Below are 26,743 nucleotides of genomic sequence, written 5' to 3'. Positions count from 1 at the left end.
TCCTCCTATATTCTTGCTACCATCTCTCCATGTTCCTCTTTGCTCTTTCTTATAAATTCTGTTACTTCCTCAACCGTTGGCATTGCTTCGGAACAACTATGACTAGCTACTAACATAGCAGCTGAAGCACTGCCAAATTCTAAACAGTCAATCATGTCCCAACCTTCCAACAGTCCATAGATAAAGGCTGATGCATAAGCGTCGCCTCCTCCAAAAGACTTAAGAAGTTTAACGGGAAATGGTTTAATATTATATTTTTTTCCATCTGTCGTGTATGCAGTTGAACCATCTTTTCCATGCTTAATCACGACAATTTTATTTCCATATGCAAGCCATCGTTTCGCAGTCTCTTCATCACTGCTCTCTTTGGTCATCAGTCCTTGCATCAGATCAAACTCTTCTCTTGATCCTATAATTAAATCACTGCTCTTACCAACGATAGAATAATAAATGGCAATCTCATCTTTATTCAGCCATGAATATGCACGATAATCAACATCAAAAATAACCACTGTGTTGTGTTTCTTCGCATATTCCAAAGCCTTTAATACGGCTTCCCTGGAAGGGCTTTTTGCCAATGCAGTTCCGGATACAACAATTGCTTTCACATTTTTTATATACTCTTCATCAATTTCTTCTACTGCTAAACTTAAATCAGCAATGTCATTGCGATACATTAGAATGCTGCTTTCCGTAGGACTCAATATTTCCGTGAAAGTAAGACCTAGTGATTCACCATTCTCCGCCTTATAAATTTGTGATGTATCGATTCCTTCTTTATTAAAATAATCAATAATAAATTCACCAAATCGATCTTTTGATACTTTTCCTATGAATCCTACTTTTTTACCTAATCTAGCTAAACCGACTGCTATATTAGCTGGCGATCCGCCTAGGTACTTTTTAAAAGTTGTACTTTCGGCAAGGGTTCTATTTATATCCACAGGATTAAAATCAATTGCGGCTCTCCCAATAGGTACAATGTCAAACTTTCGGCTGTTATCAAATTCAAGATGTTTCATTTTATCCTCCTTTTTTTGCTTTGTATTTGATTTAGTTCTTTCAACATTTAACTTTTATCAATTTACTTCCATAGAGCTTTGTAAATATTGATTATGTCTTCTTTTTCAACGTTTTTTATTGTATTTTGCGGGCTGCCGCTCTTTAAGGCATCTTCTGCCATCTTATCTAACTGATCAAAGAATTTTTTCTTATCTACGCCAAACTGTTCCAGCGTGCTAACCTGCAATTGAGCGCATAATTTTTCTACTTCTTTTATAAAGGCTTGCCCGCCTTGCAAGTCACTCATATTGTTTTCATAAATTCCCGTTGCTCTCGCTAAATCACAAAACCGTTCCGGAGTTCCACCCAAAGCAAATTTTAAGCATTCAGAAAGCAGCATTGCATTTGATAGACCGTGAGGCACATGAAAAAGTGCTCCTATGGGCCTGCTCATTCCATGGACAATTGTTACGGAAGAGTTATTAAAAGCAATACCAGCTTCAAGTGCTGCTATGGACATTTCTTTTCTTGCTTCAATGTCCTTGCCATCTTTATATGCTGTTAACAAATTTTTAAAAACCCTTTTAACTGCTGACACTGCAAAAGTATCTGACATTGGCTGGGATTTCTTAGATGTATATGCTTCTATGGCATGAGTTAAAGCATCAATACCAGTCGCTGCCGTAACGTTGGGCGGTGAGGTAAGGGTTAACTCTGGATCTACAATCGCCACTGCTGGTAATAATGGTGCTCCTTTTAGCAGCATTTTCACCTCAGTTTGTGTATCTGATATGATGGTGAATTGTGTCGCCTCTGAACCAGTTCCAGCCGTTGTTGGTATGGCAATTAACGTAGGTGGCAGAGTAGTGATTTCTTTTCCCATATAGTCGGCTAATGTTCCTGGATTTGTCAGCATGGCACCAATTGCTTTCATCGTATCAATCGGACTGCCTCCGCCTATAGCGATCAGAAAATCACAATTCGTTTCTTTATACGTTTTAACCCCTTGATAAACCATTTTATCGGTAGGCTCACTATTGATTTCTGCAAACAATTCATATCCGATCTTTTGTTTTTCTAATAAATTGATTAATTTTTGAACATTTCCAATGCTCACCATTATTTTATCAGTAACGATAAGAGCTTTATTTCCAGATTTCTTCAAATAAGAACCAGATTTCTCTAATGCCTCATTCCCCGAAATAATAGTTCCTGGAATTAAAAATACATTCGACATAATCATCATCCTTTTTTGTACACGCATTTTTTGTATATTTTGATAACATTATGGTTATATTAAGATGTTGATTATTATTTTATAGTTACATTCTAGTATATTTAAAGAGTAATTGCAATATTAAATTATCACTCTTTTTAAAATATTTTAACATTATAAATTTTCAGTAATTAACATCTCAATAAGAGCTTACTTTGTACATTTTGACAACATCCCACCGAGTCCCATCTTTTCTTCTCTGAAAATCCGAGGATCCATGGTTTTAAGATCCCGAGCTATAATCGGTTCAAAATCCATATGTGCTAATACATCTTTCTCAAGCTCGACTCCCGGAGCAATTTCAATTAAAACCATACCATCAGGAGTTAGACGAAATACTGCCCGCTCAGTAATATAGAGAATTGATTGCTTACTTTCCCAAGCATATTTTCCACTAAATGTAATCTGTTCAACATGATCCAAGAACTTTTTATTTCGCCCTTCTGTAATGATATGTAATTTGCCATCTGCAACTTCGACCTTTAAACCTCCTGCCATAAAGGTACCAAGAAAGATGACTTCTTTTGTATTCTGAGTAATGTTAATAAAACCACCACAGCCAGCTAGACAGCCTTTAAACTTACTTACATTAATATTTCCATGCTTATCCGTTTCTGCTAACCCCAGAAAAGCTAAATCCAAGCCACCGCCATCATAGAAGTCAAATTGATAAGGCTGATCCAATATCGCTTCCGGGTTACTGGAAGCTCCAAAGTTTAGATTGCCAGCAGGGATCCCGCCTACCGGGCCTGCTTCAACGGTAAGAGTCATCATGTCTCCCAGCCCCTCTTCATTTGCCACGATTGCGACCCCTTCAGGAACACCAATACCAAGGTTAACAATTGCATTCGGAATCAATTCCATCGCAGCACGACGGGCAATCACTTTTCGTTCGTCTAGTCGCATTGCACAGCTATCTGACAAAGCTGATATATTCATTTCTCCTGAATAAGCAGGATTATAGATTTCCGAAAATGTCTGCTTATGATTCGCCTGCTCTGCTACTACAATATAGTCAACTACAATCCCTGGAACTTTTACATTCATGGGATGCAAGCTGCCAGACTTAACGATACGTTCTACCTGTACAATGACAATTCCTCCAGAATTTCTGGCAGCTTGGGCAATGGATAATAGCTCTAGGGAGACACACTCCTTTTCAATGGAAATATTCCCATTTTCATCGGCCGTAGTGCCACGAATAAAAGCAACATCGATTGGAAAAGGTTTATACCACAGCCATTCCTCATTACCTAACTCAATCACTTCTACAAGATCTTGTGTGGTCTTTTTGTTAATTTTTCCACCCTCAATCCTTGGGTCAACAAAGGTATTCAAGCCAACTTTCGTAATAACACCCGGCTTCTTGCCGGCTACATTACGAAACCACTGGGTAAGCGTCCCCTGAGGAAAATTATAAGCCTCAATTTTTTCATCAACAGCTAATTGACTGAGTTTTGGAGCCGTCTTAAAATGTCCGCCAACTACTCTTTTTACCATATTTTCGTGACCGAAATGATTGGCTCCGCAATCCTTCCCATCCCCTTGCCCCGCACAATACACAAGCGTTAAATTACATGGCCTACCGTCTCTTAGAAATCGTTCTTCCAACGCAGTCGTTAGTGCCTCAGGATTTGCACTACCAACAAAACCACTCGTAGCAATCGTAGCAGCATCTTCAATAAGATTAGCCGCTTCTGCCGCAGTAACGATCTTGACCATAACACACCCCTTTTCCTATCGTAATTTTACACCAAACCAAAGCAACAAATTTTATTTATTTTTAAGCATGATTTCACCAAATATTTCTTCATCCGTTGGCATATTATGCTCGATTGGGGACGAAACCCATGTGATATTAAGCAGATCTTTCCAAGTAATATTGCTGGATGAGGCATTTCCACCCCAAGTTCCGCAGCCTAAGGTCAACGTCATTGGCATACCATTCGTCCATGCGCCGCTATTAGCCAGACATTGAGGCTGGCGGACCATAATCCTGCTGGTCTTCGTGGCTAGCGCCAGCTGCTTGATATGTTCTTCATTAAAAGAATGAATTCCACACGAGTGCCCTCTTCCGTGGTAGTTGGTAATCTCATTTACATGATCAATTGCTTCTTGGAAATGATCATATTGAAATAAAGCTACTACCATAGATAATTTTTCACCAGAAAAAGGAGCTTCCGGACCAATTTGACTCTCTTCCACCATGATAAATTTACAATCCTCTGGTATGTTTATCCCGGCCACACTAGCAATTGTCTGCACTGACTGAGCAATAATCTTAGCATTTAAATGATGATCCACCCACATGGCTTGCTGCAGTTTTGCTTTTTGTTCCGGACTAAGCAAATAACCGCCTTCGGCTTTAAGGCATGCTATAAATTCAGCATATATCTTTTTCTGAATGACCAGCGAATTTTCGGTAGAGCAGCTCGTAGCAAAATCAAAAGTTTTACTGCGCATCACTTTATTTGCAGCATCCTTTAAATCAGCAGTTTCGTCTACTACAACAACCGAATTTCCTTGTCCAACGCCATAAGCTGGAGTTCCCGATGAATAAGCTGACTTTACTAATGCTCCACCGCCTGTTGCAACAACTAGATCACATTGTTTCATCAATTCGTTTGTTGATTCAAGAGTCGGTTCTTCAATGCCAACGACTAAATCCTCTGGAGCATTGTATTTTTTCAGTGTAGTTCGTATGATATTCACAATATGGGTATTCGTTTTTTTCGTCCGGGGATGGGGTGCAAGGATGATCGCATTCCTTGTCTTAATTGCCATAATGGCTTTGATTACAGGTGTAGCTTCCGGATTGGTACATGGCAGTATTCCTGCGACGACTCCTACGGGTTTGGCTACCTTAAAAATCCCTTTTTCTTCATCTACTTCTATAATGCCAACGGATTTTTTTCCCTTCATATCTCGAAGGGTACCTTTGCATTTCGTCATTAATTTGGCATATTTAGACTCATAATTACCCATTCTTGATTCATCAACAGCCATTTGAGAAATCTCTTGCGCTGGTCCATCTTTTACAATATTCCATACAATAGCAGTAACCAGTTCATCTACCTTTTTTTGGCTGTAACCACTGGCGATATTTTGAGCTTGACGTGCTCTTACAATTAAACTAGCAATATAATCCTCTGTATTTAAATGTACCGGCTTATTCATACGAGTTCTCCTTACTTTATAATTTTATAAACTCACTACAAATACTTCACAAATACCTTTGAATGAATACCTTTACTTAAGATAAGGATTTTTATGCTTTATTTTGACTGCCGAAAATCAAAATATGGTTTTTAACATTTTCATATGTCGCGTCAAGCACAGTATCAAGATATTGAAAGAACGTAATATCTTTCGACCCCTTAGACAATTGGTTAACTTTTTGAGCAACATTTTCAAAAGATGCTGTAGCAATATTCACTTTTTTGATTTTATGCTGTATGCAATTTTTAAAATCATCAGGAGTAAGCCCTGAGCCACCGTGTAAGACCAAAGGACAATCGATCGCCTGAGCAATTTCCTCTAACCGTTTAAACTGCAATTTAGGCTGTTCTTTGTAATGCCCATGGGCTGTTCCGATTGCTACCGCTAATGCATCAACTTGCGTTTCGTCATAAAATGTTTTGGCTTCAGCAACAGAAGTGATCAGCACTTCCACATTTTCATAATCCCCTTCACTGCCGCCAACTTTACCGATTTCCGCTTCCACAGAGGCACCATATTCCGCAGCCATTCTCTTGACTTTATTTGTCATTTCAATATTTTTTTCCAAAGGATAAGCGGATCCATCAAACATTACCGAACTAAATCCCAGCTGCAGCGCCTGGGCAATCACGTCCATACTAGCACCATGATCCAGATGCACAACAATGGGAATGGCAGCTTTCTTAGCCGCCTCTACCATCACAGGACCAATAAGATGCAGTGGAGAATACCTCAGCCGCCCTTCTGCTACTTGCAGAATAATGGGAGAATTTAATTCCTCCCCTGCTTTTATAGCTCCCATAACCATTTCCATATTTGCTATATTAAAAGCACCAATTCCATATTTTTCTTCACGAATGTTTTTCAATGCATTATCCAATGTAACTAAAGACATTATTTGCCTCCTTTCAAATTCAGCTATTTTCCTTTACTTACGAGTCATAGTACCTTCCCAAGTATCCACTTTGGTATGTTTCTTATCTTCTTCATTAAACCACCGGCTAGTTACGCATTTAGCTTCCGTGAAAAAAGCCACACCATCCTTGCCCATACAATGCAAGTCACCAAAGAAAGATTTCTTATGCCCTGCAAAAGGGAATACAGAAAGAGGAACAGGAATACCTACATTAATTCCAACCATGCCGCCATGGGTTTTCGCTGCAAATTCTCTTGCATAATAGCCACTCTGGGTAAAAATGCAGGAACCATTGGCAAATGGATTTGCATTCATTACAGCAAGACCTTCTTCAAAATTCTTTACGCGTTTAATACATACAACAGGCCCAAAAATTTCAATATCGCCAATCGTCATTCCTGGTTTTACATGGTCAAAAATAGTTGGTGCCAGAAAGAAACCGTCTTCATAGCCTTTAACAACAATATCTCTGCCATCTAAGATCAGTTTGGCCCCTTCTTCAACCCCTTTATGAATCCAATTTACAATACTTTGTTTTTGTTCAGCTGATACAACAGGTCCTAAGTCATAGGAAGGATCATAAGCCGGACCTACTTTAAGCTCTTTTGCAAGCCTTACCAGATGAGCAACGAATTCATCGGCCACTTCTTCTTCCACACAAACCACCGGCAGAGCCATACAGCGTTGTCCTGCGCAGCCAAAACCTGAGTTAATAACTCTTGTAGCAGCCATTTCTAAAGCAGCATCTTTAAGAACTAAAGCATGATTTTTAGCTTCACATAAAGCTTGGACTCTCTTGCCATGAGCTGCCGCAGTGGAATAAATATGAAGACCTACTGAAGTGGAGCCAACATAACAAATACCTGCAACATCCGGATGTTTCAGCAGCGTTTCCGCTTCTTTTCGACTGCAAGTAACCAAGTTGACAACACCCTTAGGCAGTCCTGCCTCAATTAAGAGTTCCAACATTCTTACAGCGGTTTGAGGAACATGACTGGCGGCTTTAAGTACAAAGGTATTACCTGTAGCGATGCAGAGAGGAATCATCCAGCCAAAGGGAATCATCGCAGGGAAATTATAGGGCACAATACCAGCAAATACACCTACAGGTTCTCTATACATAACCGTGTCATGACCATGAGAAACATTCATCAACGAATCACCTTGCATCATAACAGGAGCAGAGCATGATAACTCTACCACTTCAATAGCCTTTAAAACATCGCCGCGAGCTTCATTGAGATTCTTGCCTAACTCCGTAGTTACCAGCAAGGCTAGCTCCTCCAGGTGGGCATCCAAAATGACTTTATACTTAAACATAAGCTGAGCTCTTGCTGATACAGGTGTCGAAGACCAAGCAGGAAATGCATTTTTTGCTGCGCTAACTGCTTGATTGACTTCGTCAACGGTGCAGCATGGCGCCTCGGCAATCACTTTTCCTGTATTCGAATCCGTAATCGGCATATAGGTAGCTGTTGCCGATTCTTTCCATTCTCCATTTACGCTATACTTTAATTTTGCTATTGTCATAATCAACATTCTCCTTTTTATATGGAATCATTTATCCCTTACTTCTAATACAAAACCTCATCTTTAACCACGATCTTCGAATTTCTTTCCTGTCCCCTCCTTATATTGCCTCTATTTGATTACATTCTAGAAATTTTTTGTTACTTATTGTTTAATACTTGTCATATTGTTATTATATTTTGGTTATATTATAGTATATTCTATAACTTTAATGCAAGTCTTAATTTTGCAAGAAAATTCAGTTACATATTTGATCATATTATGGTATCATGGTAATAGTATTATGGTTATATTTAGCCTCAAGAGGGCTAATACGATATAAGACAAATTAATGTGAAATGGAGTTTATAACGTGAAAGAAGATAGAATTAACGAACTTCAAAACTATATTCTTGAAAAAGAACGAGCTTCCATTGAAGAGCTTTGCAGCGTGTTCAATGTTTCCAAAAACACAATGAGAAGAGATATTAATCAGCTAGAGTCTCAAGGCAAAATTAAAAAAGTCTATGGCGGCATTATTTTAACAGACAAGAAAACGACTGAGCCCTTTGAATCCAGAGAAGTCAAAAACAAAGATGCCAAATTAATTATCGCAAAACTTGCTAGTACATTAATTGAAGATGGGGATATCATTTATATCGACTCTGGGACAACTACGATGCATATGATACCTTACTTGTCAGATGTCAAGAATCTAACCATTGTCACCAATAATTTACATGTGATATTAAAATCTCTCCCGTATCAGAACTTAAATGTGATTTCTACAGGGGGAACACTGTTTAGAAGAACGAATTCTTTTGTTGATTCAGGAGCAGTAAGCTCCTTGAAAAAATATAATATTTCTAAAGCTTTTTTAGCTACAACAGGGATCTCAATTGCAAAAGGAATCACAAACTCCTCATCTCTTGAGTACGATATAAAAAAATATATTGTAGAACACTGCGATAAAAAAATACTATTGGCAGATGATACGAAGCTCGGTAAAGTATCGTTAATAACGTATTACGACTTAAAAGATATACAAGTATTTGTAACTAATCAAAAACCAGATGATGAATATACGGACTTCTTTAGGAGCAATCATATTACATTAATTGCTCCTTAGGAATGCATGTATGGCAAAAGAACAACAAAGAAACTGCCAGGGAATAAAATCCCTGGCAGTTTCTTTATTATTCTTATTAAGGTTTTACAGTTTCTTTATATACTTGTTTACCATTTTTCATTTCAATAATTACAGCGCTTTTGATTGCATCATGGGTATCATTTAATGTTAAGGAACCAGTTACACCTTGGAAATCTTTTGTATTGGCAAGTGCTTCACGAATTTTTTCGGAATCCGTGCTGTTAGCCCGTTTAATGGCATCTACTAAAGCATAAGCTGCATCATAACCTAGAACAGCCATTGCATCTGGCACTTGACCATATTCTTTTTGGAAAGCATCAAGGAATGCTTTTGATTTAGGACTGTTATCTTCTACAGAATAGTGATTTGTAAAGTACGTATTATTAAGAGCATCTGGTCCACCGATTTCAGCCAGTTTAGGTGAATCCCAGCCATCGCCGCCAACAAATGGTACGGTGATACCGATTTCACGAGCCTGTTTTATGATTTTTCCTACTTCGCCGTAATAGCCAGGCACATAAATTACATCTGGATTCGAAGCTTTAATTTTTGTTAACAGCGTTTTGAAATCCTGGTCATTTTGTAAATACGCTTCTTCGATAGCTATGCTACCGCCGCCCTTAGTAAAAGCATCTTTAAAGAATTTAGATAAGCCTTTGCTGTAATCGCTAGAGTTATCAATCATGACAGCAGCATTTTTAGCTTTAAGAGAGTTTAATACGAAATTTGCTCCTACAGTACCTTGGAAAGGATCAATAAAACATACGCGGAAGGTATAGTTTTTAACTTTTCCAGTATTCTCATCTAAGGTTACTTTAGGATTCGTTGTTGCAGCGGCGACAAATGGGATTTTATTCGCTTCAGCAACGGTTGAACCTGCAATACCGTTAGAGCTGGTAGTAAAACCAGTAACAGCAATTACTTTATCTTGAGAAATAACTTTTGTCATTGCATTAGAGGATTCAGATGGTTCACCTTTGTTATCGGCAACTGCGATTTGGATTTGTTTGCCCAAAACGCCACCATTAGCATTGATTTCTTTAAATGCCAGTTTCGCGCCATTGGCAGCAGCTGTACCAAAGGATGCAGTATTTCCTGTCAATTCATACACAACACCAATTTTAATGTCTTTGCTAGCACTTCCACCACACCCAGCTACTAGTCCAGCAACTAAAATAGCAACAACGAATAAAGATAACCATTTAGCATTCATTCTTTTAAACACAATAATCCCCCTTAATAATCGTATTATTTCTAAGTTTCTTATACTATACCCTTACCTTCTTCCCTACCACCCCCAAAAAGATATCGAAAAAGGCGCTTCAAATAAGAGAAAGCTTCCCTTATTTAAAGCACCATTGCTTTATTGTTATTCTTTTGTTTTGCTTTTGTTATATTTGTTTTTTATTATACCGTGCGCTTCTCAACTTGACAAGTGTTTTTTCTAAAAAAACATTTTATATTTTTTAAAACATTTTCAGTACATTTTTTTAATATTTCGTAAAAACAAATACTACTCTTAACACTCACCTTGGAAGTTAGCACAGCGATAAATAAACTTTAATTTATAACTTTTCACAAATCGATTTTGCTTGTAAAAAGAGCAATAAATAGTCAGCACCGCCCGCTTTAGAGTCTGTACCTGACAAATTAAAACCGCCAAAAGGATGAACACCGACTAAAGCACCTGTGCACTTACGGTTAAAATATAGATTGCCTACATGAAATTCACGGCGAGCCTTTTCCAGTTTAGCACGGCTCTTTGAATACACAGCGCCAGTAAGGCCATATTCAGTACCATTGGCAATAGCAAGAGCATGGTCAAAGTCATCAGCAGGAATCACCGCAAGCACGGGCCCAAATATCTCTTCTTGGGAAATGCGGGCCTCGGGAGAAATCCCTGAAAATACAGTTGGTGCAATAAAGTAGCCTTGATCACCAGCCGTAGATCCACCGCACTCTAGTTTTCCTTCTGTTTTACCAATTTCGATATAGCTTAAAATCTTTTTATAAGAGTTTTCATCGATTACAGGACCAATATTACTTTCAGGGCTGCTGGCAGCACCAATCTTAAGTGCTTTCGTCTTTTCTACTACCTTCGCCAGTACTGCATCATATACATCTTTCACGATAATAGCACGAGAGCAGGCAGAACATTTTTGTCCCTGAAAACCAAAGGCAGATGCAACAATTCCAGCTGCTGCTTCTTCAAGATCAGCTTCACTGTCTACAACAATAGAATCTTTACCGCCCATTTCAGCTACGACTCTTTTAATCCATTTCTGCCCTGGGGACAAATCAGCAGCTAACTTGTTAATGCGAAGTCCGACTTCTTTAGAACCTGTAAAATTAATAAAGCGCACTTGAGCATGAGATACCAAATAATCGCCAATCGTTCCACCGCTGCCGGGAAGATAATTCACAACACCAGCAGGCAAAGAGACTTCTTCCCACAACTGCATAAATTTAGCAGCAATTACAGGCGTTGAGCTTGCAGGCTTCATAATCACCGTATTACCAGCTACAATAGCTGCTGCTGTCATTCCTGCTAAAATGGCTAAAGGAAAATTCCATGGTGGAATTACAACACCAACACCGAGAGGAATATAGGCACACTCATTCTGTTCTCCAGGATAAGGTATTACTTCCATGCCTTTTGCATACTTATCCATTTGGCGAGCATAGTATTCCATAAAATCGATTGCTTCTGCAGTATCGGCATCCGCTTCCGCCCATGTTTTTCCTGCCTCTTCCACTAACCAAGCGGAAAACTCAAATTTACGCCGGCGTAAAATAGCAGAAGCTTTAAACAAATACAAAGATCGTTCTGCGGGGTCTACATACTGCCATGAAGCAAATGCTTTATTGGCGGCCTGCACTGCTTTTTCAGCTAAATCTATATTGGCCCGGGCAACGGTACCAACAATTTCAGATGTGTTGGAAGGATTAATCGACGTAATACGCGCTTCTGTATCAACAGTTTCTCCGCCGATAACAAGTGGGTAATGAGAAGCTTTTTCCAACTGCACCCCAGCCAATGCCTTTTCCATAGCAGCTTTGTTTTCTGGCAGACCAAAGTTAGTAAAAGGTTCATTTTTGTATTCTGTAATCATTTTTAAATTCCTCACTTTCATATTTTAATGTAATGATACATATTGGCTCACACAACAGATGGCTCTATAAATAACTCTCCGCGGTCAAACCGCCCAGCATCAAACATTTGGATAGGAAAGGCCGTAGGTTTTCCCACTACCATCTCTGCCATTAATTGACCTGTGATAGGTGAAATCATGAAACCATGACCACTAAAGCCTGCAGCAGTGAAGAAACGATTGAGCGCAGGACTGCTGCCTAATATCGGTGTGCGGTCAGGACACATATCATATAATCCCGCCCATTGCCGAACGACATTTAGCCCTGCCAAAGGCGGCAGAATTTCCACAAGCCGCTCAGCCATATCACGTAAGAACTGCCAACTGGATTTTATATTATAACTTTCCGGTTCATTTGGATGACCAATTCCCATAATAAAACTGCCATGAGGACTTTGCTGACAATACAAATTGTGATAAAAGCTCATAACCATGGGTCCCATAGTAGGTTCTACAGGTTCTGTTACCAAAATTTCATGACGTTCTGGAAAAATTGGAAGTTCAACGCCAACCATACGGCCGACAGTCTTTGCATAACCTCCTGCCGCATTTACAACCGTATCCGTTTGAATATTGCCTTGATTGGTGCGGACGGAAATAATTTTACCGTTCTTCGTTATAATGCCTTGCACTTCCGTATCAGTATAAATCTCAACATTTAAATTTTTAGCAGCTTGGGCATAAGCTTCTGTTACTTTAAAAGGATTACAATGGCCATCTTCTGCACAATAGGTAGCGCCAAACATTCCTTTTGTATTCAAAAAAGGGACAATTTCCAAAGATTCCTCTGGCGTCACCCAACGTGCAGGAATGTTAAGAGAATTTTGCAGTACCAAATTCTTTTTAAATTGTTCTGCCATTTTCTCCGAATAAGCGGGCATTAAATAACCATTTTGGGTAAATTCAATATCTACATCCACATTCAGCAATTCTGGTAAATGGGAGAGCATCTTAACACTTTCACGAGACAAAAGACAATTGGTCTCTGTGCCCCATTGCATTCGCATGCCTGCACCGCAGCGCCCTGTAGCACCACTGGCTAAATAATTCTTTTCTAATACGACTACTTTACCTGCACCTAATTTAGCTAAGTTATAGGCAGTGGAACAGCCGATGACACCGCCGCCAATTACCACAACATCTGCATTCTTAATCATGTTGATCTCCTCCTAACAAAGAAGCCATCTTAATGGGAGAGGTAGAAGGACGAAACGTAGGCAGAGGAATCTGTGCGACAGGCTTTCCTGTGGCCTTGGCAATTTCACTCACAATAAGAGGAGCACAAGTTCTTCCTTGGCAAGGGCCCATTCCGGAACGGCAAGCTCTTTTTATTTCTTCCAGAGTATGTTTTCCCTGTGCAATCTGCTCTCTAATCTCCCCTAAGGTTATATCTTCACAACGACAGATAATAATATCATTATGGTTCATGATGTTTCTCCTTTCTTAAGGTGAATGCTGCGTACCTCCATAGCTAATTCCCGGGGCACAGACAGCCAAATAATATTAGTTTTATTTGGTGATGTTTGCACCCGAATGACCTGGGCGGTACCGATACATTGACCTTGTCGATTTAAAGCATCAACAACGGTTTTCGCTTCCGGCAAAGGAGAAAATTCATAGGGAATTTTAACTAAGGCCGCATCTTTTCCATAAGTATAGTCAACAACAAAGATAGACAACCCAGGGCAGTGAGTCATACACACTCCACAGCCATTGCAAAGTTCTTCATTTAAAGAAGGACAGTCATTAATTTCTTTTACGGTAATGGCACCCCGTGGGCAAGCATCAGCACAAGGATTACAGGGGATTTGCTGCATACATTCAAATAAAGCGATTGGACCTTTCGCAAAACGTTCTTGTGATGGCATTTTATCCAACCTCCTCTAAAACAACTTTGCTAAGTCCCGTACAAATCTTCACACTTGCTGGACCAGAGCGCAAGGCACTCAGTTGTGATTTTGCAGTCTGAAACTCTTTTGTAAACGAATCTTTTTTATGTCCTAAAACAGATGCAACATACAAGCCTGCCAATTTTCCTTCTACCATAGCTGCTGAGGCTTCTTCGACTCCTGAAACATCACCAGCTACATAGATATTCTCATGAGTTGTTTTCATATTGGCATCACGCAATGGTACATAACCGCCTAATTCTGCTGCAAACTTCATTTCACAGCCCGCCTGCCACAACAGTTCTGTCAAGGGGCTTAATCCTACCGCCAAACAGAGCCCATCTACAGCAATATATTGTTCACTTCCCTCAATCGGCTGCCATTGTTCGTCCAGTCGGCAAATCGTAACACCTTCCAAACAGGAATCGCCATGGGCTGATTGTATCGAATGAGATGTATAAATGGGTACACCATGACGCTGCAGCTTAGCAGCATGAACACGATAACCGCCAACTTGGGGTGCCGCTTCTACAATGCCTGCAACTTCAACACCCGCCTGCAGTAATTGATAGGCTACAATCACACCAATATTGCCAGCACCAATCATGAGTATCCTTTTTGCCGGTATTACTCCGTGAACATTCATTAAGGTTTGGACTGCCCCTGCGCCATAAATGCCTGGCAGATCATTATTAGGAAAAGCCATAGTTTTTTCCGAAGCGCCCGTTGCAATAATAATTTTTTTAGGACTGACTGTGCAAAAAGCACCTTCATGGGAAATCGTAACTACGCCATCTGGATAGATTCCCAGTACTACAGCGTTCTTCCATATGGTGATACCTGAAATATCTGAGCTCCAGTTGATCAATTTTTCAGCTATATCCATTCCACGTTCTCCGGCAAATTCTGCTTTTGAACCAAAAAATTTATGAGTTTGTTTTATTAACTGCCCGCCCAAACGATCTGCCCGTTCGACAAGCAGTACTTTTGCACCAGCCTCTGCAGCATGAATGGCAGCCATTAAACCAGCCGGACCAGCTCCTATGATTAAGATCTCTGTTGTTATCATACGATCTTCCCCTTCCCTTCTTGGGTCTCTACTACCATACCAGCGCGAAGGGGCTCAATACAAACCCGTACATTCGGAATTTTATCTACTGTCATCAAACAAGATGAACAGTTGCCAATGGCACAAAAAAGACCACGAGGACGGTGACGTCCATGACTATGACGCAATACCTTTACATCAGCCGCATGTAGTGCAGCAGCAATTGGCTCTCCCGCTATTCCCTCTATCGTTTGACCATTCAATGTGAAGGTCACCATATCTTGTTTTGGAAATGTCAGTATTGGATGGTTGACAATTCTCATAGTTAAACACCTCCTGCCCTATTCCTAATGCAATAACCGTGCCAACTATATATTTTTTATATTATAAATTTAGTGAAAACAGAGAAAACACTACTACAGCTTCGAACCGCAGAGGCGCAGAGAACACAGAGAAAACATAGATAAGGGTTAAAAATCTCCTTCTGTGTTCTCTGTGTCAATCATTCTAGCCTATTAGTATAGAAAAAAGTGCCGATCATATTCTTTTCGGCACTTTTTTCTGTATCTATTTTTAATAATGACCTTTTATAACAACATTTTTCATCTACCATTCGACGATAGCGTCAGTTTATTGACATTCTAGTCCCAGCTTCTGCATTTTGTAATATAAGGTGCTGCGAGGGATACCGAGTTTTTTTGCTGCAGCTGCTTTATTAAAATGGAATTCTGCCAAAACTTTAGCAATCACTTCTTTTTCTAGGCTTATCGTTTTTTCCAACAAACTGCCTTCCATAGCACAGGGATCTATACTTTCCATAGGAAAATCCAATTGGCAGAAGGTAGCTGGCAGGTTATCGATCCCCAATTGGTCACTATCAGCTAAAATCACCAGCCGTTCTAATACATTGAATAACTCTCTAATATTTCCAGGCCATGGATATTGAATAAAAGATGCCATGAGTGCAGGATTCACTTTTGAGATTTTTTTATTATGAATTGTGCCATAATGCAAAACACCCTTATGAACTAATTCGGGTATATCATCTAACCTGTCACGCAATGAAGGCAGGGATACCGCCACTACATTCAAACGATAATATAGATCCTCGCGAAATTCACCGTTCTTAATCATTTCTTCTAAATTGCGGTGGGTAGCAGCAATAATACGAACATCAATATGAATCGCTTTGCTGCCGCCCACACGATAGAAACTCTTATCCTGCAGAACTCTTAGTAGCTTTACCTGCATGTCTTTAGGCATATCTCCCAGCTCATCGAGTAAGAGAGTTCCTCCATTCGCTTGCTCTAATAACCCCACTTTTCCTTTGCGGTCAGCTCCCGTAAATGCACCGGGCTGATAGCCAAACAATTCACTTTCAAATAGATTAGGAGAAATCGCTCCACAGTTTATAGCAATAAAGGGACCCGTAAATTGACTGGCATCATGAATAGCACGGGCAAATAATTCTTTTCCTGTGCCGCTTTCTCCACGCAGTAATACTGGAACCGCCGTTGCTGCAACACGCCTGGCAATACTAACCGCTTCGCGAATAGCGGCACTATGACCATAAACCGTCGAAAAGGAATCTGACTGGGAATGAATTTTATCAATTTCTTGTTTTAGGGTTTGTACTTCCTGATGAGTCTGGGATAGTTTTTGATTTAGCTGCACTACTTCTGTAATATCCCGTTCCGCACAAACTCCGCCGATCACCTGACCAGATAACTTCACAGGTCTTGCGTTAATTAATACATGAGTATCAGGACAAGGAGTGTGGTATTGTTCATGCACGGTGCGGCGTTCTTTCATCACTTTAGTTAGCATTAAATTGGAAAAGAAACCTTCGATAGGACGCCCAATAATTTCATCAGCGGCAATTCCATATAAAAGCTCAGCATGATGATTCCACACTACTACTTTATCTGATTCATCAATAATGCATACCGCCTCATTAACTGTATCTAATAGTGCTTCCAGCCTAGCCTGCTGCAATTCATATAAGGTTAAAAGCTGCTGAAAACTCTCTATTACTTTTTCTGATTGGTCTGCTTCAAGATAACTGCGAAATTCCTCAATCGGCAAAGGATACTGAGAATTCATAAAAGCACGCCTCCCTTATCATATAATAAACACTTTCACTCTCTGCATTATGAAGGATTACTATAAACTTTGCTAAACAAAAAAGACGCCCTATACAGAACTAAAATTAGTCCCTGTACAAGCGTCTTTGCTTGTGTCAGTTAATTGACACTTTTTTCTTTCATTATAAGGTAAAGAATTATAATAGGCAATACCTAATTTTTAACTCTTCATAATTTAGCGTAAATAGATCTCAATTCTTTCTTTATTAGCACCAAGACGTTTTCCTCTTTTTAGCAAGACAGCGCCTATTTCACCAGTATTTTTTATATGAGTTCCGCCACAAGGAACTTTGCCAAAACCTTTGATTTCCCAATATCTGATTTCCCGCTCTTCATCACTAAAACAACTTAAAATGGGAGAATTGGAATTAATAATTTCCTCCATCTTCTTTTGCAATAAGGGCAAGACCTCTGAAATATTTCCACACCACTCAAAATCCACTCTTGCTTTTTCTTCCATTATATTGGCGCCGATTTTTTTAGGATTATTAAAATTTTGAACCATCAGCTCCAGTACAATTTCTGCGGCAAAATGAAGTTTCATGATTCTATAACGTTTATCCCAGTCAATAACCACATTCACTTGCTGTCCCACTTGCAAATCATGGGATACATCAATCTCATAAATAATTTCTTTTGCAACTTTTTGGGCTGTTAACACAGCATAACCATGAATGGTCCCCGAATCCGATGCCTGGCCGCCAGAAAAAGCAAACACGATTGTCTGGTCAAGAGTAATACGATTACCATCGACAGTCATTATCGTTGCAGTACATTGTTTTAAGTAAGGATCTTTCCAAAATAACTTTTTCACAGTCATACATTCACCTCATTGTATATTCTCACTGCAGTCAAAGATTGCAATCTATTAGTAAATCTTTTGAATCTCAATGCTATTTCGCTGAAAAGCAGCTTCAATTTCCTCTACATGACTATGTCCATTTGTCTCTACAGTAACTTCCAGCTGAACCTGCTTAAAGCTGTCCATCACTTTGGATTGATTATGATCCAGTTTTATTACGTTTGCATTTAATTCAGAGATAATTTTTGCCACATGTAATAATTCTCCTGGTTTGTCGGGTAAATTGATGGTAAAACAAAATAGCCTTCCTCTAAATACTAAGGCCTTATTAATGATAGCCGAAATCGTTAAAATATCAATATTACCGCCACTGACTAAACAAACGATTTTTTTATTCTTGGAAGACAATTTCTTTAAACCAGCCAAGGACAGCGCCCCTGCTCCTTCCGTAATCAGCTTATGCTTTTCGATTAAAAGCAGTATTGCTTCTGCAATGTCAAAATCAGAAACAGCAATGACTTCGTCAACAAACTCTCTGATAAATTCGAAAGTTAATGTACCTGCCCTTTTTACAGCAGCACCGTCTGCTATGGTATCCACTCTCTCCAGCTCTATTACTTGATTCTCAGCCAAAGACTTTTTCATGCAGCATGCACCTTCTGGCTCAACTCCGATAATTCTGATACTTGGCTTTAGCATTTTCGCCGCAAATGCAATGCCACTTGCTAAACCGCCTCCGCCTATAGGAACTAAAATCTCGTCAACATCTTCTAATTGATTCAAAATTTCCAAAGCTACTGTACCTTGACCAAGAATTACATCCAAATCATCAAAGGGATGCACGAAAACATAGTTATGTTCGGTCTCCAGTTCTCTGGCTTTTTTATAAGCTTCATCATAACTATCGCCGTATAATACAACATTTGCTCCATAATTTCTTGTAGCTTCCACTTTAATAATGGGCGTGGTTGCAGGCATCACAACAGTAGCCTTAATACCTAGTAATTGAGCTGCATAGCCAATCCCCTGGGCATGATTTCCCGCTGAGGAAGCGATGACTCCCCTGCTTTTTTCCTCATCACTTAACTTACTCAACTTATTAAAGGCTCCGCGGATTTTGAATGCACCTGTAACTTGTAGGTTCTCTGGTTTAATGAATACCAGATTTCCACACTCATTACTAAACACTGGGCTTTCAATGAGCTCTGTTTTTTTGATTATACCTTGTAATTTTTTTTCTGCAGCATAAATATCTTCAATCGATACACGAGAATTAGCTACATGAAAAATGCTATTATTTTGCTTCAACATAAGTTACCTCCAAATGATTTTGAATATAAAAAAACTCGCCCTTGAATATATCCAAGGACGAGTTATTACCCGCGTTACCACCTTTATTGCACAACAATGCCTCTTCAGTTCTATCAAACCTAAGCCAAATAACGTGGCTAACCCGGTATTTCTTACTAACGTTCAGAAACACAGTTCCGGAGGGATCTTCTTCCACCGCTCATTGTCGACTTCCACCGTATGCCGACTCTCTGAAAATTTGCAAGTGGTTTACTTATTCCGTCATTACTATTCTTCATTATGCTTTGGAATGAATTCTATCATTTTACCTTTACTAATGTCAATATATTTTTATTATTTATGTTAATTTCGTAATCTTATACTTTTCTTGTTCTTCTAGTAAATACCTTTGTATTCCATGAAATGTTAATTGCATACCAACTGTCTATTTTCTGTATATAGAAATAGTATCGCCAATTTTTATGACAGGCAGTGCCTTGTCCTCAAGATATACACTTCCGCCTAGTCCTTCCGTAGTACCATCAAACCGTAAGGTTATATGCCCTAAATTTTGCAGGTTGGTTTGCACTTCATCGCCTACATATACAATTCTATATTCTTGACCAGCTATGACTAAAACATCGCCCTGTTTAACGCAATCCGAAAGCATATTGCCAGCATGTAATACGCAATAATCAGCCAATTCCTCCGGAGCATTATCTTTGAAAATAATGATCAGTTTCTCCTTGTAAAATGCTGATACAAGTTCGCCAATAGTAGTAACCATAGTATTATATATAATTCTCATAGACTACACCTCCATAATAGCGCCTAAATATTAAAAAAAGCAATGGAATTATATCCATCCATTGCTTCTTCACTTTTTATTTTGCGTAGAGACCAAAGCTAGCAGCCCAGGCAACCAATACTGTCGTAGGTCCAGTAATAAAGCGCGAATACAATACAGAAGGTACACCTACTTCTACTGTTTCGGCTTCCGCTTCAGCCAATCCTAAACCGACTGGAATAAAATCGCAAGCGGCCTGGGAATTGATTGCAAAAAGCGCCGGCAGCGCCAATTGAGGTGGAATCGTGCCTTTACCGATCTCAACGCCAATCAGCACCCCAATTACTTGAGCAATTACAGCACCCGGCCCTAGAAATGGAGATAAGAAAGGAAAAGAACATATTGCAGACAGCAAAACCAACCCTTGGATGGTTCCAGCTAACGGTATTAGTACTTTAGCAAAAGTATCACCAATGCCCGTACTTAGTACAACACCAATTAACATGCATACAAACGCCATAAAAGGCAATATAGTTTTTAAGACAGTATTGATAGCATCCCGGCCGGCTTGATAAAATGTAGCAGTTATACCACCCATAGCCTTTCCGACTTTGGCCATAACACCAGCAGTAGTCTGTTCGCTGATTTTCTTCTGGGTATCATACTTAGACTTTTTAGCACTACTATCTTCAGAAATCGCATTCTGGATAGTTCCATCGCTAAAATTTATATTTACTTCTTTGACATCAGATACATAAATATCTGCCGTAATATGTTCTGCCAAAGGTCCACTGGGGCCAGACGGCATCAAGTTAATTGTTGGAATCCTTTTTTGAGGATATATTCCACATCGTAAAGTTCCTCCACAATCGATGACTACACAAGCAATTTCAGGATCAGGCACTTTCATTTTAAATCCATCTACCACTGCGCAGCCTGTCATTTCAGCTATCTTTTCTGCAACAGATGAAATGACACCACCGGTAATATTGACAATCTTATTCTTGGTATCATTAGGCTGAATCACTAATGGTCCACCAAAGCCGCCTCGTCCTGCCGTTATAATAACTGATTTATAATTCGCCATTTCCAATCCCCCCTTCCTAAATCGTGAAGCCAGTCGACTGTACAGTACTCACTTCAGCTTTTAACTTGACGCCTTGTTGTTTTTCAACATATGCGGTAATAAAATCAGTAATCCATCCTCTAAAGAAATTGGTCACAACTCCAACAAGAAAGTATCTTACTGCTAAATCAACCGTTGATAAACCCAATTGAGTTATCCCAGCCGCAATTCCAAGAAAAACAAATAATTCTCCAGGATTTATATGTGGAAATAAACCATTCATACTATGACAAGAAAAAGAAGATGCAGCATAATAACTGGGCTTATATTTTTCAGGCAAGAACTTTCCTAACGATAAAGTCATTGGATTACAAAAGAAAAAAGTTCCTATTACTGGTAAAATAAGATATCTAGATATAGGATTGCCACCACACAAATGAGCGAGCTTTTCAACTTTCTCTTGCCCGACAAATCGAATTAGAGCATTCATGGCTACAAGCAACATAACTAACGTAGGTATTATTCCAGTTATCATACTTACAAAAACCTTGCCACCTTCATTAAACATGCCGATAAACCCTTTGGCCAACACAATGAAAATGTCCATACGATACCTTCTCTCAATATTTTTTTTAATGCCATTACACAGTGATTCTTGTATTTTCTGTTCCAGCCACCTCCATACCAGATTTCGCTATATTAATAAACGCCTTATAATTTTCAATAGCGTTCATTACTGCCTTGCTCGCTGATTTATCTAATCCGTAACATTTACCTTCTTCAAGGGCTAATAAATTTAAATGATTGAAGCAATTAAAAGGCTTCAATCTAGCAAAAATTGAAAACCCTTCCATTTTTTCGCCCCTGATAATATTGCAATCTTGATCAAGACAAAACATCAGCACAACCCCAGCGGTAACACGGCCTTTAGACTTGCCAATAACGACTCTGCCTTCTTTTCTCAATAATTTAAATCGCTGATTAAAATGTCTCAATTGCCAAAAACCAAGTACTCCTTGAAGTATCCACATCCCTGCAGCAAGAAGAACAAACCACAGCATATAGTTTCCCCCTTTAATCTCAAGTCCTACTTTCATTAACTATTATCTTACTGTTCAGCTATTTTAACTACTAATTAACTTGTTTTTTTGACACATCCTCTCAGTGCATTACTTGTCCACCAGTTATATTTACAGATTGCCCTGTTAAATAATTTGCTTTTTCTGACGCATAAAAAGCAACTACATTTGCAACATCTTCAAAAGTGCATCCTCTCTTTAATGGCACCTTATCTATATATGTTTGCTTTACTCGTGATTCTGGTATTCCTAATTTAACTGCATATTGGGGCAGCAAGCTTTCAAATAAATCTGAATCCAGAAGATTGCCAAGCATCATTGCATTGACTCTTATATTATCATCCGCTAGATCTAAAGCTAAACTTTGCGTTAAACCAACAGCTGCAAACTTTGCCGCTGAGTAGCCACTGTTAAATTTACTTCCCGTTTTACCCGATTTAGAATTTATTTCAATAATAGCTCCTTTAATATTTCTATCTATCATTACTTTCGCTACTTCTCTAGCACAAAGAAAATATCCATTTAAATTAACATCTACAATTCGATTAAATTCTCGTAATTCGAATTCAGTAATCTTGCAGCTTTTGGCTATTCCTGCATTGTATATTAATAAGTCCACTCTTCCTAATTCCTTTACAACCTTTTGTACCATTGCTTTTACTTCATCTTCACTACAAGCATTCACCCCTACTGCAATTGCTTTACCACCGCTAGCATTGATATCATCTGAAACCTTTTGTGCATTTTCATATATCAAGTCTGCAACAGCTACCTCATATCCTTCCTTCGCCATATGCTTACTTAAATATTCTCCTAAACTTCTTCCTCCACCAACGACAAGTGCAACCTTTACCATAGCTAACTACCTCCTGAAATGTTTTTTTTATATTGTTTCATATACAAAAAGGCCATGAGATAAGCAATCAATGCTTAGCCCATGGCTCTTACATATTGACGATACATATTTCTTTTGCTTTCTTCTACTTTTTCTATTCGTATGATAAAGCTTTCTTTATTCCCTCTGATTACTACTTCATTATATTCAAATAATGTATATATCTTATCCCCTGGTTGCAGAACTGCTTTTATCTCTTTAGCCATATAGAAGATCCTCCTAAACCACATTTTTGATACCCTGCATCTTGTAAAAATGGTATATAAAAACCATGAGCAGCATTATGCTTAGCCCATGGCCCTTACATAATCATTTAAAACTAAGCTATCTTTCATCTTAGCCAGCAAAATCAATTAGTAATTTAGCAGTTTTTTCATCAGAAATTAACACATTTATAAATTTCCCCTTCATAGCTCCATATATAGCAGGCACCTTTTCCGGCGAGGACGCAATTCCTATGGAATATTTTACATTCCTTAACTTTTCCAAATCAATCGCTATGGTTCTATCCTTTAATACCGTATCCACCACATTGCCATCAACATCATAAAACCTTGAGCAAATGTCGCCTACTACCCCCGCATCTTCCAGCATACGGCTGTATTCTTTGCCAAAAGAGCCAGACCAGACTAAGTTGGAAGATCGTATTGGTGCACCAATTCCTAATATTGTAATACTCACTTCATCCCATAACTTCACGATTTTACTACAATTAGCATCTTGCATGATAGCTGATTTAGTTTCTGTCGTTCCGGTAATAGCAGGTGCATACAAATAATGACTTTTGGCTTTAAAAGCATTTGCAACTTTATATACAATGGTGTTTACATGGTATTCGCTATCTAAATTTTCAGGTCCCCCCACTAGAGGAACCATGTCAGCATTAACGATATCACACTTCTCTACAGAAGCTAGATTCGATAACGCACCAATGGTCGTTCCCCAGGCAAACCCTACGATATCACCATCATTTATGATTCGCTTTAAGTAACCGATTCCCGCTTTTCCAAGATTATTTTTTACCTCACCAGGGTCTGAGCTTGAAGGCACAATATATACTTCTTTTAATCCAAACTTTTTTTCCAATGCGGTTTCCAAACTTTCATACAAATCATTTACAACAGAAATTTGCACAATTCCTGCTAACATTGCTTTTTTCAGATACTTGCTTACAGTAGTTCTATTGATACCAAACTTACTAGCTATTTCATTTTGATTCATATTCTCTATGTAATACATCTGGGAAACTTTCACAAGTAACCGTCTATCTACCTTAAGCATTAGTATACCTTTCTAACCTTATATGGTTTATTGATTTTTTTGCACACTGTCACATTTGTGATAGTATATAACTTTCGTTCCATGTTTATATATTAATATATTATTTGAAAAATTACAATACCTTAAATAAATAATTTTCCATCTATAATTAAAAACCCCCTTAGTAAATGCGTTGTATATTTTATCTATACTCGCATTTATTAAGAGGGTATCTGTTCAAAGCTATAATATCTTCAACTTTAGTAACACTTTCTATTATTCAGATAATAAAGCTTCTAATTCATCTAATAACCTGTTGAACTTCTGTAACGTAATTTCAATTGGCTGAGGGGTGGACATATCAACACCAGCATTTTTTAAAATACGGATTGGCGTATCAGAACCGCCTGCTTTTAGAAAATTGTTCGTATATCGTTCTTGGGCAGCTTCGCCTTCGGTTTGAAGCTGCTTAGCAAAGGCCGTTGCAGCAGAATATCCTGTGGCATATTGATAAACATAAAAATTTCGATAAAAATGTGGAATCCGAGCCCACTCAATATCAATTTCTTTATCTACAATCATTTCCGGACCAAAGTATTTTACATTAAGATCATGATAGATCTCCTCCATAAGATCTGCAGTCAATGTCTCACCCTTTTCACTTCGATCATGAATCTCTTTTTCAAATTCAGCGAACATCGTCTGCCGGTATAAGGTAGTGCGAATATTTTCTAAGTATTGATTCAGCAAATACATTTTTTCTTTTTTATCCGTTGTTTTTGCCAGCATATAATCAATGAGCAATATCTCGTTCGTAGTAGAGGCGGTTTCGGCTGTAAAAGTAACATAATCCGCTGTAGGATAGGGCTGCTTCTCAGCACTATAAAAGCTGTGCAGTGCATGCCCCATCTCATGGGCAAGGGTGGATGCATCACTAAATTGTCCATTATAATTTAAAAATACGAAAGGATGGACGCCGTAAACCCCCCAAGAATAAGCACCTGAACGTTTACCTTGATTCTCATACACATCAATCCAATGAGAAGAAATTCCTTTGTTAAAGTTTTCTATATATTCCTTGCCAAGAGGAGACAAGGCATTCCTAACAAGCTCCAAAGCTTCCGAATAGGATAGCCGAATTTCCACATCTTTTACCATTGGCGCATATAAATCATACATATGTATGTCCTCTACACCTAACGCTTTCTTCTTAAGTGACACATAACGATGCAGAGGAGCCAGATTGTGATTTACTGTAGTAATAAGATTATCATATACTTCTACAGAAATATGATTTGGCATAAGAGCCGCTTCTTGGGATGAATGATAGTTGTGAGCCTGAGCAAAAAACACATGCTGCTTGACGTGCCCATTCAGTGTTGCCGCCAAAGTGTTACGATATTGACTATAAGCACCTAGAATGCCGACAAATGAATCCTGACGTACACGACGATCGGGAGAACGCAGATAATTATTATAGCGGCCTTCACTTAATGGAACCTCTTGCCCTCGTTCATCCTGAATCGAAGGAAATTTTACTTCCGCATTTGTTAAAATATTAAAAATAGTTGCCGGAGTGGCAGCTACTTCTCCTGCCCGAGATAATAATGCTTCTTCCCGCTGGGATAGTACGTGTTTTTTTTGCTGTATCAAACTTTTTAAATAGAAGCTGTAAACCTCCAGCCCCTTTTCCTTACTTTGCATTTTTCTCAGTTTCTCTGCTGGTATCGCCACTATCTCAGGCTCAATAAAGGCAGTAGCAGCATTTACTTCAATATTCAAGGATTGAGCTTTACCAGTTAATGCCTGGTATTTATTATCCGCCGTATTCTCATCTTGATGCATTCGAGCAAAAGGATATAGCTTCCCCGTAATTTGGGAAATATCATCCCTAAGCGTGAGGCAGGCTAACAGGTTCTTTCCTGAGCGGTCCAGCTTTCCTTGATATTCACCAACTTTAGGCAGCATTTCTTTTACCTTATCATAATCCGCCTGCCACTCTTCATCGCTGGCATACAAATCATCAAGATGCCATTTATACTCAGCTGCAATTTCCTCGCGACTGGGAATTTGAAACGTTTCCGCTCCTGCCGCCATAGCACTGGATGTCGAAAGCAACATGAGGCTAAGAGCAAAAGGAACTAAATGAGGCTGTTTTGACATTGAACGATTCTCCTTCACTGAAAAATACTACTATATATATATTATGAGTTCTGCTGTTTTTTCCTGTATATCTCTTCTAATATTTTCATTTCACAA

Annotated in this window: 25 protein-coding genes and 1 other annotated feature; of the genes, 1 reads left to right on the top strand and 24 read right to left on the bottom strand. The window is 38.9% G+C overall.

What is annotated here, in order from left to right; translation table 11 throughout:
- Positions 1–5 precede the first annotated feature (5 nt).
- From iolC to FR7_RS07490, 6 genes are all read right to left on the bottom strand, one after another.
- Entirely contained in the window at positions 6–1,022 is a 1,017-nt protein-coding gene (iolC, locus tag FR7_RS07515) for a 5-dehydro-2-deoxygluconokinase (protein WP_007930845.1), read from the bottom strand.
- Between the two features lie 62 nt (positions 1,023–1,084).
- Positions 1,085–2,239, bottom strand: coding sequence for an iron-containing alcohol dehydrogenase (locus FR7_RS07510; RefSeq protein ID WP_007930847.1), 1,155 nt, complete (start codon positions 2,237–2,239; stop codon positions 1,085–1,087).
- 189 nt (positions 2,240–2,428) lie between these two features.
- Positions 2,429–4,000 carry an acyl CoA:acetate/3-ketoacid CoA transferase gene (locus tag FR7_RS07505; RefSeq protein ID WP_007930850.1) on the bottom strand — a complete coding sequence of 524 codons (1,572 nt, stop codon included), beginning with the start codon at positions 3,998–4,000 and terminating at the stop codon, positions 2,429–2,431.
- 51 nt (positions 4,001–4,051) lie between these two features.
- The gene (locus tag FR7_RS07500; RefSeq protein ID WP_007930853.1) at positions 4,052–5,455 is read right to left on the bottom strand and encodes an aldehyde dehydrogenase family protein; all 1,404 of its coding nucleotides are present in this window, start codon (positions 5,453–5,455) and stop codon (positions 4,052–4,054) included.
- A 91-nt stretch (positions 5,456–5,546) separates the two neighbouring features.
- A complete protein-coding gene (locus tag FR7_RS07495; RefSeq protein WP_007930855.1) occupies positions 5,547–6,392 on the bottom strand; it encodes a class II fructose-bisphosphate aldolase in 846 nt (281 codons plus the stop codon).
- Positions 6,393–6,425: 33 nt separating this feature from the next.
- Positions 6,426–7,943: a CoA-acylating methylmalonate-semialdehyde dehydrogenase gene (locus tag FR7_RS07490; protein ID WP_007930859.1), complete on the bottom strand. Its 1,518-nt coding sequence runs from the start codon at positions 7,941–7,943 to the stop codon at positions 6,426–6,428.
- A 352-nt stretch (positions 7,944–8,295) separates the two neighbouring features.
- Between FR7_RS07490 and FR7_RS07485 the strand changes: the two genes are divergently transcribed.
- Complete coding sequence (locus tag FR7_RS07485) at positions 8,296–9,051, top strand: DeoR/GlpR family DNA-binding transcription regulator (protein WP_007930860.1); 756 nt, start codon at positions 8,296–8,298, stop codon at positions 9,049–9,051.
- A gap of 76 nt (positions 9,052–9,127) precedes the next feature.
- Here the strand turns inward: FR7_RS07485 and FR7_RS07480 are convergent, their stop codons facing one another.
- The 18 genes from FR7_RS07480 to pepF all read right to left on the bottom strand — a co-directional run bounded on the left by FR7_RS07480 (position 9,128) and on the right by pepF (position 26,647).
- Positions 9,128–10,297, bottom strand: a complete 1,170-nt coding sequence (locus FR7_RS07480; protein ID WP_007930861.1) for an ABC transporter substrate-binding protein — start codon at positions 10,295–10,297, stop codon at positions 9,128–9,130.
- Positions 10,298–10,637: 340 nt separating this feature from the next.
- A complete protein-coding gene (gene pruA / locus FR7_RS07475; protein WP_007930862.1) occupies positions 10,638–12,185 on the bottom strand; it encodes an L-glutamate gamma-semialdehyde dehydrogenase in 1,548 nt (515 codons plus the stop codon).
- A gap of 47 nt (positions 12,186–12,232) precedes the next feature.
- Entirely contained in the window at positions 12,233–13,381 is a 1,149-nt protein-coding gene (locus FR7_RS07470) for an NAD(P)/FAD-dependent oxidoreductase (RefSeq protein ID WP_007930863.1), read from the bottom strand.
- Entirely contained in the window at positions 13,374–13,652 is a 279-nt protein-coding gene (locus FR7_RS07465; protein ID WP_007930864.1) for a (2Fe-2S)-binding protein, read from the bottom strand. Before FR7_RS07465 ends, FR7_RS07470 begins: the two co-directional genes overlap by 8 nt.
- The gene (locus FR7_RS07460; protein ID WP_007930865.1) at positions 13,649–14,092 is read right to left on the bottom strand and encodes a 4Fe-4S binding protein; all 444 of its coding nucleotides are present in this window, start codon (positions 14,090–14,092) and stop codon (positions 13,649–13,651) included. The genes FR7_RS07465 and FR7_RS07460 overlap by 4 nt, the downstream gene beginning before the upstream one ends.
- 1 nt (position 14,093) lies before the next feature.
- Positions 14,094–15,182 (bottom strand): NAD(P)/FAD-dependent oxidoreductase, encoded by a 1,089-nt coding sequence (locus FR7_RS07455; RefSeq protein WP_007930866.1) that lies wholly within the window; start codon positions 15,180–15,182, stop codon positions 14,094–14,096.
- A complete protein-coding gene (locus FR7_RS07450) occupies positions 15,179–15,484 on the bottom strand; it encodes a (2Fe-2S)-binding protein (RefSeq protein ID WP_007930867.1) in 306 nt (101 codons plus the stop codon). The genes FR7_RS07455 and FR7_RS07450 overlap by 4 nt, the downstream gene beginning before the upstream one ends.
- Positions 15,485–15,791: 307 nt before the next feature.
- Positions 15,792–17,264: a sigma-54 interaction domain-containing protein gene (locus FR7_RS07445; protein WP_007930868.1), complete on the bottom strand. Its 1,473-nt coding sequence runs from the start codon at positions 17,262–17,264 to the stop codon at positions 15,792–15,794.
- Positions 17,265–17,480: 216 nt separating this feature from the next.
- Positions 17,481–18,125: an alanine--tRNA ligase-related protein gene (locus FR7_RS07440; RefSeq protein WP_007930869.1), complete on the bottom strand. Its 645-nt coding sequence runs from the start codon at positions 18,123–18,125 to the stop codon at positions 17,481–17,483.
- A gap of 48 nt (positions 18,126–18,173) precedes the next feature.
- Positions 18,174–19,418 carry a threonine ammonia-lyase gene (gene ilvA / locus FR7_RS07435; protein WP_007930870.1) on the bottom strand — a complete coding sequence of 415 codons (1,245 nt, stop codon included), beginning with the start codon at positions 19,416–19,418 and terminating at the stop codon, positions 18,174–18,176.
- A 50-nt stretch (positions 19,419–19,468) separates the two neighbouring features.
- Positions 19,469–19,692: a binding site (T-box leader), on the bottom strand.
- Between the two features lie 150 nt (positions 19,693–19,842).
- On the bottom strand, positions 19,843–20,205 hold the full coding sequence (locus FR7_RS07425; RefSeq protein ID WP_007930871.1) for a PTS glucitol/sorbitol transporter subunit IIA: 363 nt from the start codon (positions 20,203–20,205) through the stop codon (positions 19,843–19,845).
- Between the two features lie 76 nt (positions 20,206–20,281).
- The gene (srlE, locus tag FR7_RS07420) at positions 20,282–21,271 is read right to left on the bottom strand and encodes a PTS glucitol/sorbitol transporter subunit IIB (protein WP_007930876.1); all 990 of its coding nucleotides are present in this window, start codon (positions 21,269–21,271) and stop codon (positions 20,282–20,284) included.
- A gap of 16 nt (positions 21,272–21,287) precedes the next feature.
- Positions 21,288–21,857: a PTS glucitol/sorbitol transporter subunit IIC gene (gene srlA / locus FR7_RS07415; RefSeq protein WP_007930878.1), complete on the bottom strand. Its 570-nt coding sequence runs from the start codon at positions 21,855–21,857 to the stop codon at positions 21,288–21,290.
- Positions 21,858–21,891: 34 nt separating this feature from the next.
- Complete coding sequence (locus FR7_RS07410; protein ID WP_007930879.1) at positions 21,892–22,311, bottom strand: transcriptional regulator GutM; 420 nt, start codon at positions 22,309–22,311, stop codon at positions 21,892–21,894.
- Between the two features lie 100 nt (positions 22,312–22,411).
- Positions 22,412–23,185 carry a sorbitol-6-phosphate dehydrogenase gene (srlD, locus tag FR7_RS07405; RefSeq protein ID WP_007930881.1) on the bottom strand — a complete coding sequence of 258 codons (774 nt, stop codon included), beginning with the start codon at positions 23,183–23,185 and terminating at the stop codon, positions 22,412–22,414.
- Positions 23,186–23,259: 74 nt separating this feature from the next.
- Complete coding sequence (locus FR7_RS23795; RefSeq protein WP_007930882.1) at positions 23,260–23,430, bottom strand: hypothetical protein; 171 nt, start codon at positions 23,428–23,430, stop codon at positions 23,260–23,262.
- A 130-nt stretch (positions 23,431–23,560) separates the two neighbouring features.
- Positions 23,561–24,505 carry a sugar-binding transcriptional regulator gene (locus tag FR7_RS07400; protein WP_007930883.1) on the bottom strand — a complete coding sequence of 315 codons (945 nt, stop codon included), beginning with the start codon at positions 24,503–24,505 and terminating at the stop codon, positions 23,561–23,563.
- 255 nt (positions 24,506–24,760) lie between these two features.
- Positions 24,761–26,647, bottom strand: a complete 1,887-nt coding sequence (gene pepF / locus FR7_RS07395; RefSeq protein WP_007930884.1) for an oligoendopeptidase F — start codon at positions 26,645–26,647, stop codon at positions 24,761–24,763.
- Positions 26,648–26,743 lie beyond the last annotated feature (96 nt).

The sequence above is a fragment of the Pelosinus fermentans DSM 17108 genome (assembly GCF_000271485.2).
Classification (GTDB): Bacteria; Bacillota; Negativicutes; order DSM-13327; family DSM-13327; genus Pelosinus; species Pelosinus fermentans.
This window is presented reverse-complemented; position numbering and strand designations above follow the sequence as displayed.

What these genes read in the sequence shown, in the direction of transcription:
- iolC (WP_007930845.1), bottom strand. Translation starts at nt 1,022, where the DNA reads ATGAAACATCTTGAATTTGATAACAGCCGAAAGTTTGACATTGTACCT.
- FR7_RS07510 (WP_007930847.1), bottom strand. Translation starts at nt 2,239, where the DNA reads ATGTCGAATGTATTTTTAATTCCAGGAACTATTATTTCGGGGAATGAG.
- FR7_RS07505 (WP_007930850.1), bottom strand. Translation starts at nt 4,000, where the DNA reads ATGGTCAAGATCGTTACTGCGGCAGAAGCGGCTAATCTTATTGAAGAT.
- FR7_RS07500 (WP_007930853.1), bottom strand. Translation starts at nt 5,455, where the DNA reads ATGAATAAGCCGGTACATTTAAATACAGAGGATTATATTGCTAGTTTA.
- FR7_RS07495 (WP_007930855.1), bottom strand. Translation starts at nt 6,392, where the DNA reads ATGTCTTTAGTTACATTGGATAATGCATTGAAAAACATTCGTGAAGAA.
- FR7_RS07490 (WP_007930859.1), bottom strand. Translation starts at nt 7,943, where the DNA reads ATGACAATAGCAAAATTAAAGTATAGCGTAAATGGAGAATGGAAAGAA.
- pruA (WP_007930862.1), bottom strand. Translation starts at nt 12,185, where the DNA reads ATGATTACAGAATACAAAAATGAACCTTTTACTAACTTTGGTCTGCCA.
- FR7_RS07470 (WP_007930863.1), bottom strand. Translation starts at nt 13,381, where the DNA reads ATGATTAAGAATGCAGATGTTGTGGTAATTGGCGGCGGTGTCATCGGC.
- FR7_RS07465 (WP_007930864.1), bottom strand. Translation starts at nt 13,652, where the DNA reads ATGAACCATAATGATATTATTATCTGTCGTTGTGAAGATATAACCTTA.
- FR7_RS07460 (WP_007930865.1), bottom strand. Translation starts at nt 14,092, where the DNA reads ATGCCATCACAAGAACGTTTTGCGAAAGGTCCAATCGCTTTATTTGAA.
- FR7_RS07455 (WP_007930866.1), bottom strand. Translation starts at nt 15,182, where the DNA reads ATGATAACAACAGAGATCTTAATCATAGGAGCTGGTCCGGCTGGTTTA.
- FR7_RS07450 (WP_007930867.1), bottom strand. Translation starts at nt 15,484, where the DNA reads ATGAGAATTGTCAACCATCCAATACTGACATTTCCAAAACAAGATATG.
- FR7_RS07445 (WP_007930868.1), bottom strand. Translation starts at nt 17,264, where the DNA reads ATGAATTCTCAGTATCCTTTGCCGATTGAGGAATTTCGCAGTTATCTT.
- FR7_RS07440 (WP_007930869.1), bottom strand. Translation starts at nt 18,125, where the DNA reads ATGACTGTGAAAAAGTTATTTTGGAAAGATCCTTACTTAAAACAATGT.
- ilvA (WP_007930870.1), bottom strand. Translation starts at nt 19,418, where the DNA reads ATGTTGAAGCAAAATAATAGCATTTTTCATGTAGCTAATTCTCGTGTA.
- FR7_RS07425 (WP_007930871.1), bottom strand. Translation starts at nt 20,205, where the DNA reads ATGAGAATTATATATAATACTATGGTTACTACTATTGGCGAACTTGTA.
- srlE (WP_007930876.1), bottom strand. Translation starts at nt 21,271, where the DNA reads ATGGCGAATTATAAATCAGTTATTATAACGGCAGGACGAGGCGGCTTT.
- srlA (WP_007930878.1), bottom strand. Translation starts at nt 21,857, where the DNA reads ATGGACATTTTCATTGTGTTGGCCAAAGGGTTTATCGGCATGTTTAAT.
- FR7_RS07410 (WP_007930879.1), bottom strand. Translation starts at nt 22,311, where the DNA reads ATGCTGTGGTTTGTTCTTCTTGCTGCAGGGATGTGGATACTTCAAGGA.
- srlD (WP_007930881.1), bottom strand. Translation starts at nt 23,185, where the DNA reads ATGGTAAAGGTTGCACTTGTCGTTGGTGGAGGAAGAAGTTTAGGAGAA.
- FR7_RS23795 (WP_007930882.1), bottom strand. Translation starts at nt 23,430, where the DNA reads ATGGCTAAAGAGATAAAAGCAGTTCTGCAACCAGGGGATAAGATATAT.
- FR7_RS07400 (WP_007930883.1), bottom strand. Translation starts at nt 24,505, where the DNA reads ATGCTTAAGGTAGATAGACGGTTACTTGTGAAAGTTTCCCAGATGTAT.
- pepF (WP_007930884.1), bottom strand. Translation starts at nt 26,647, where the DNA reads ATGTCAAAACAGCCTCATTTAGTTCCTTTTGCTCTTAGCCTCATGTTG.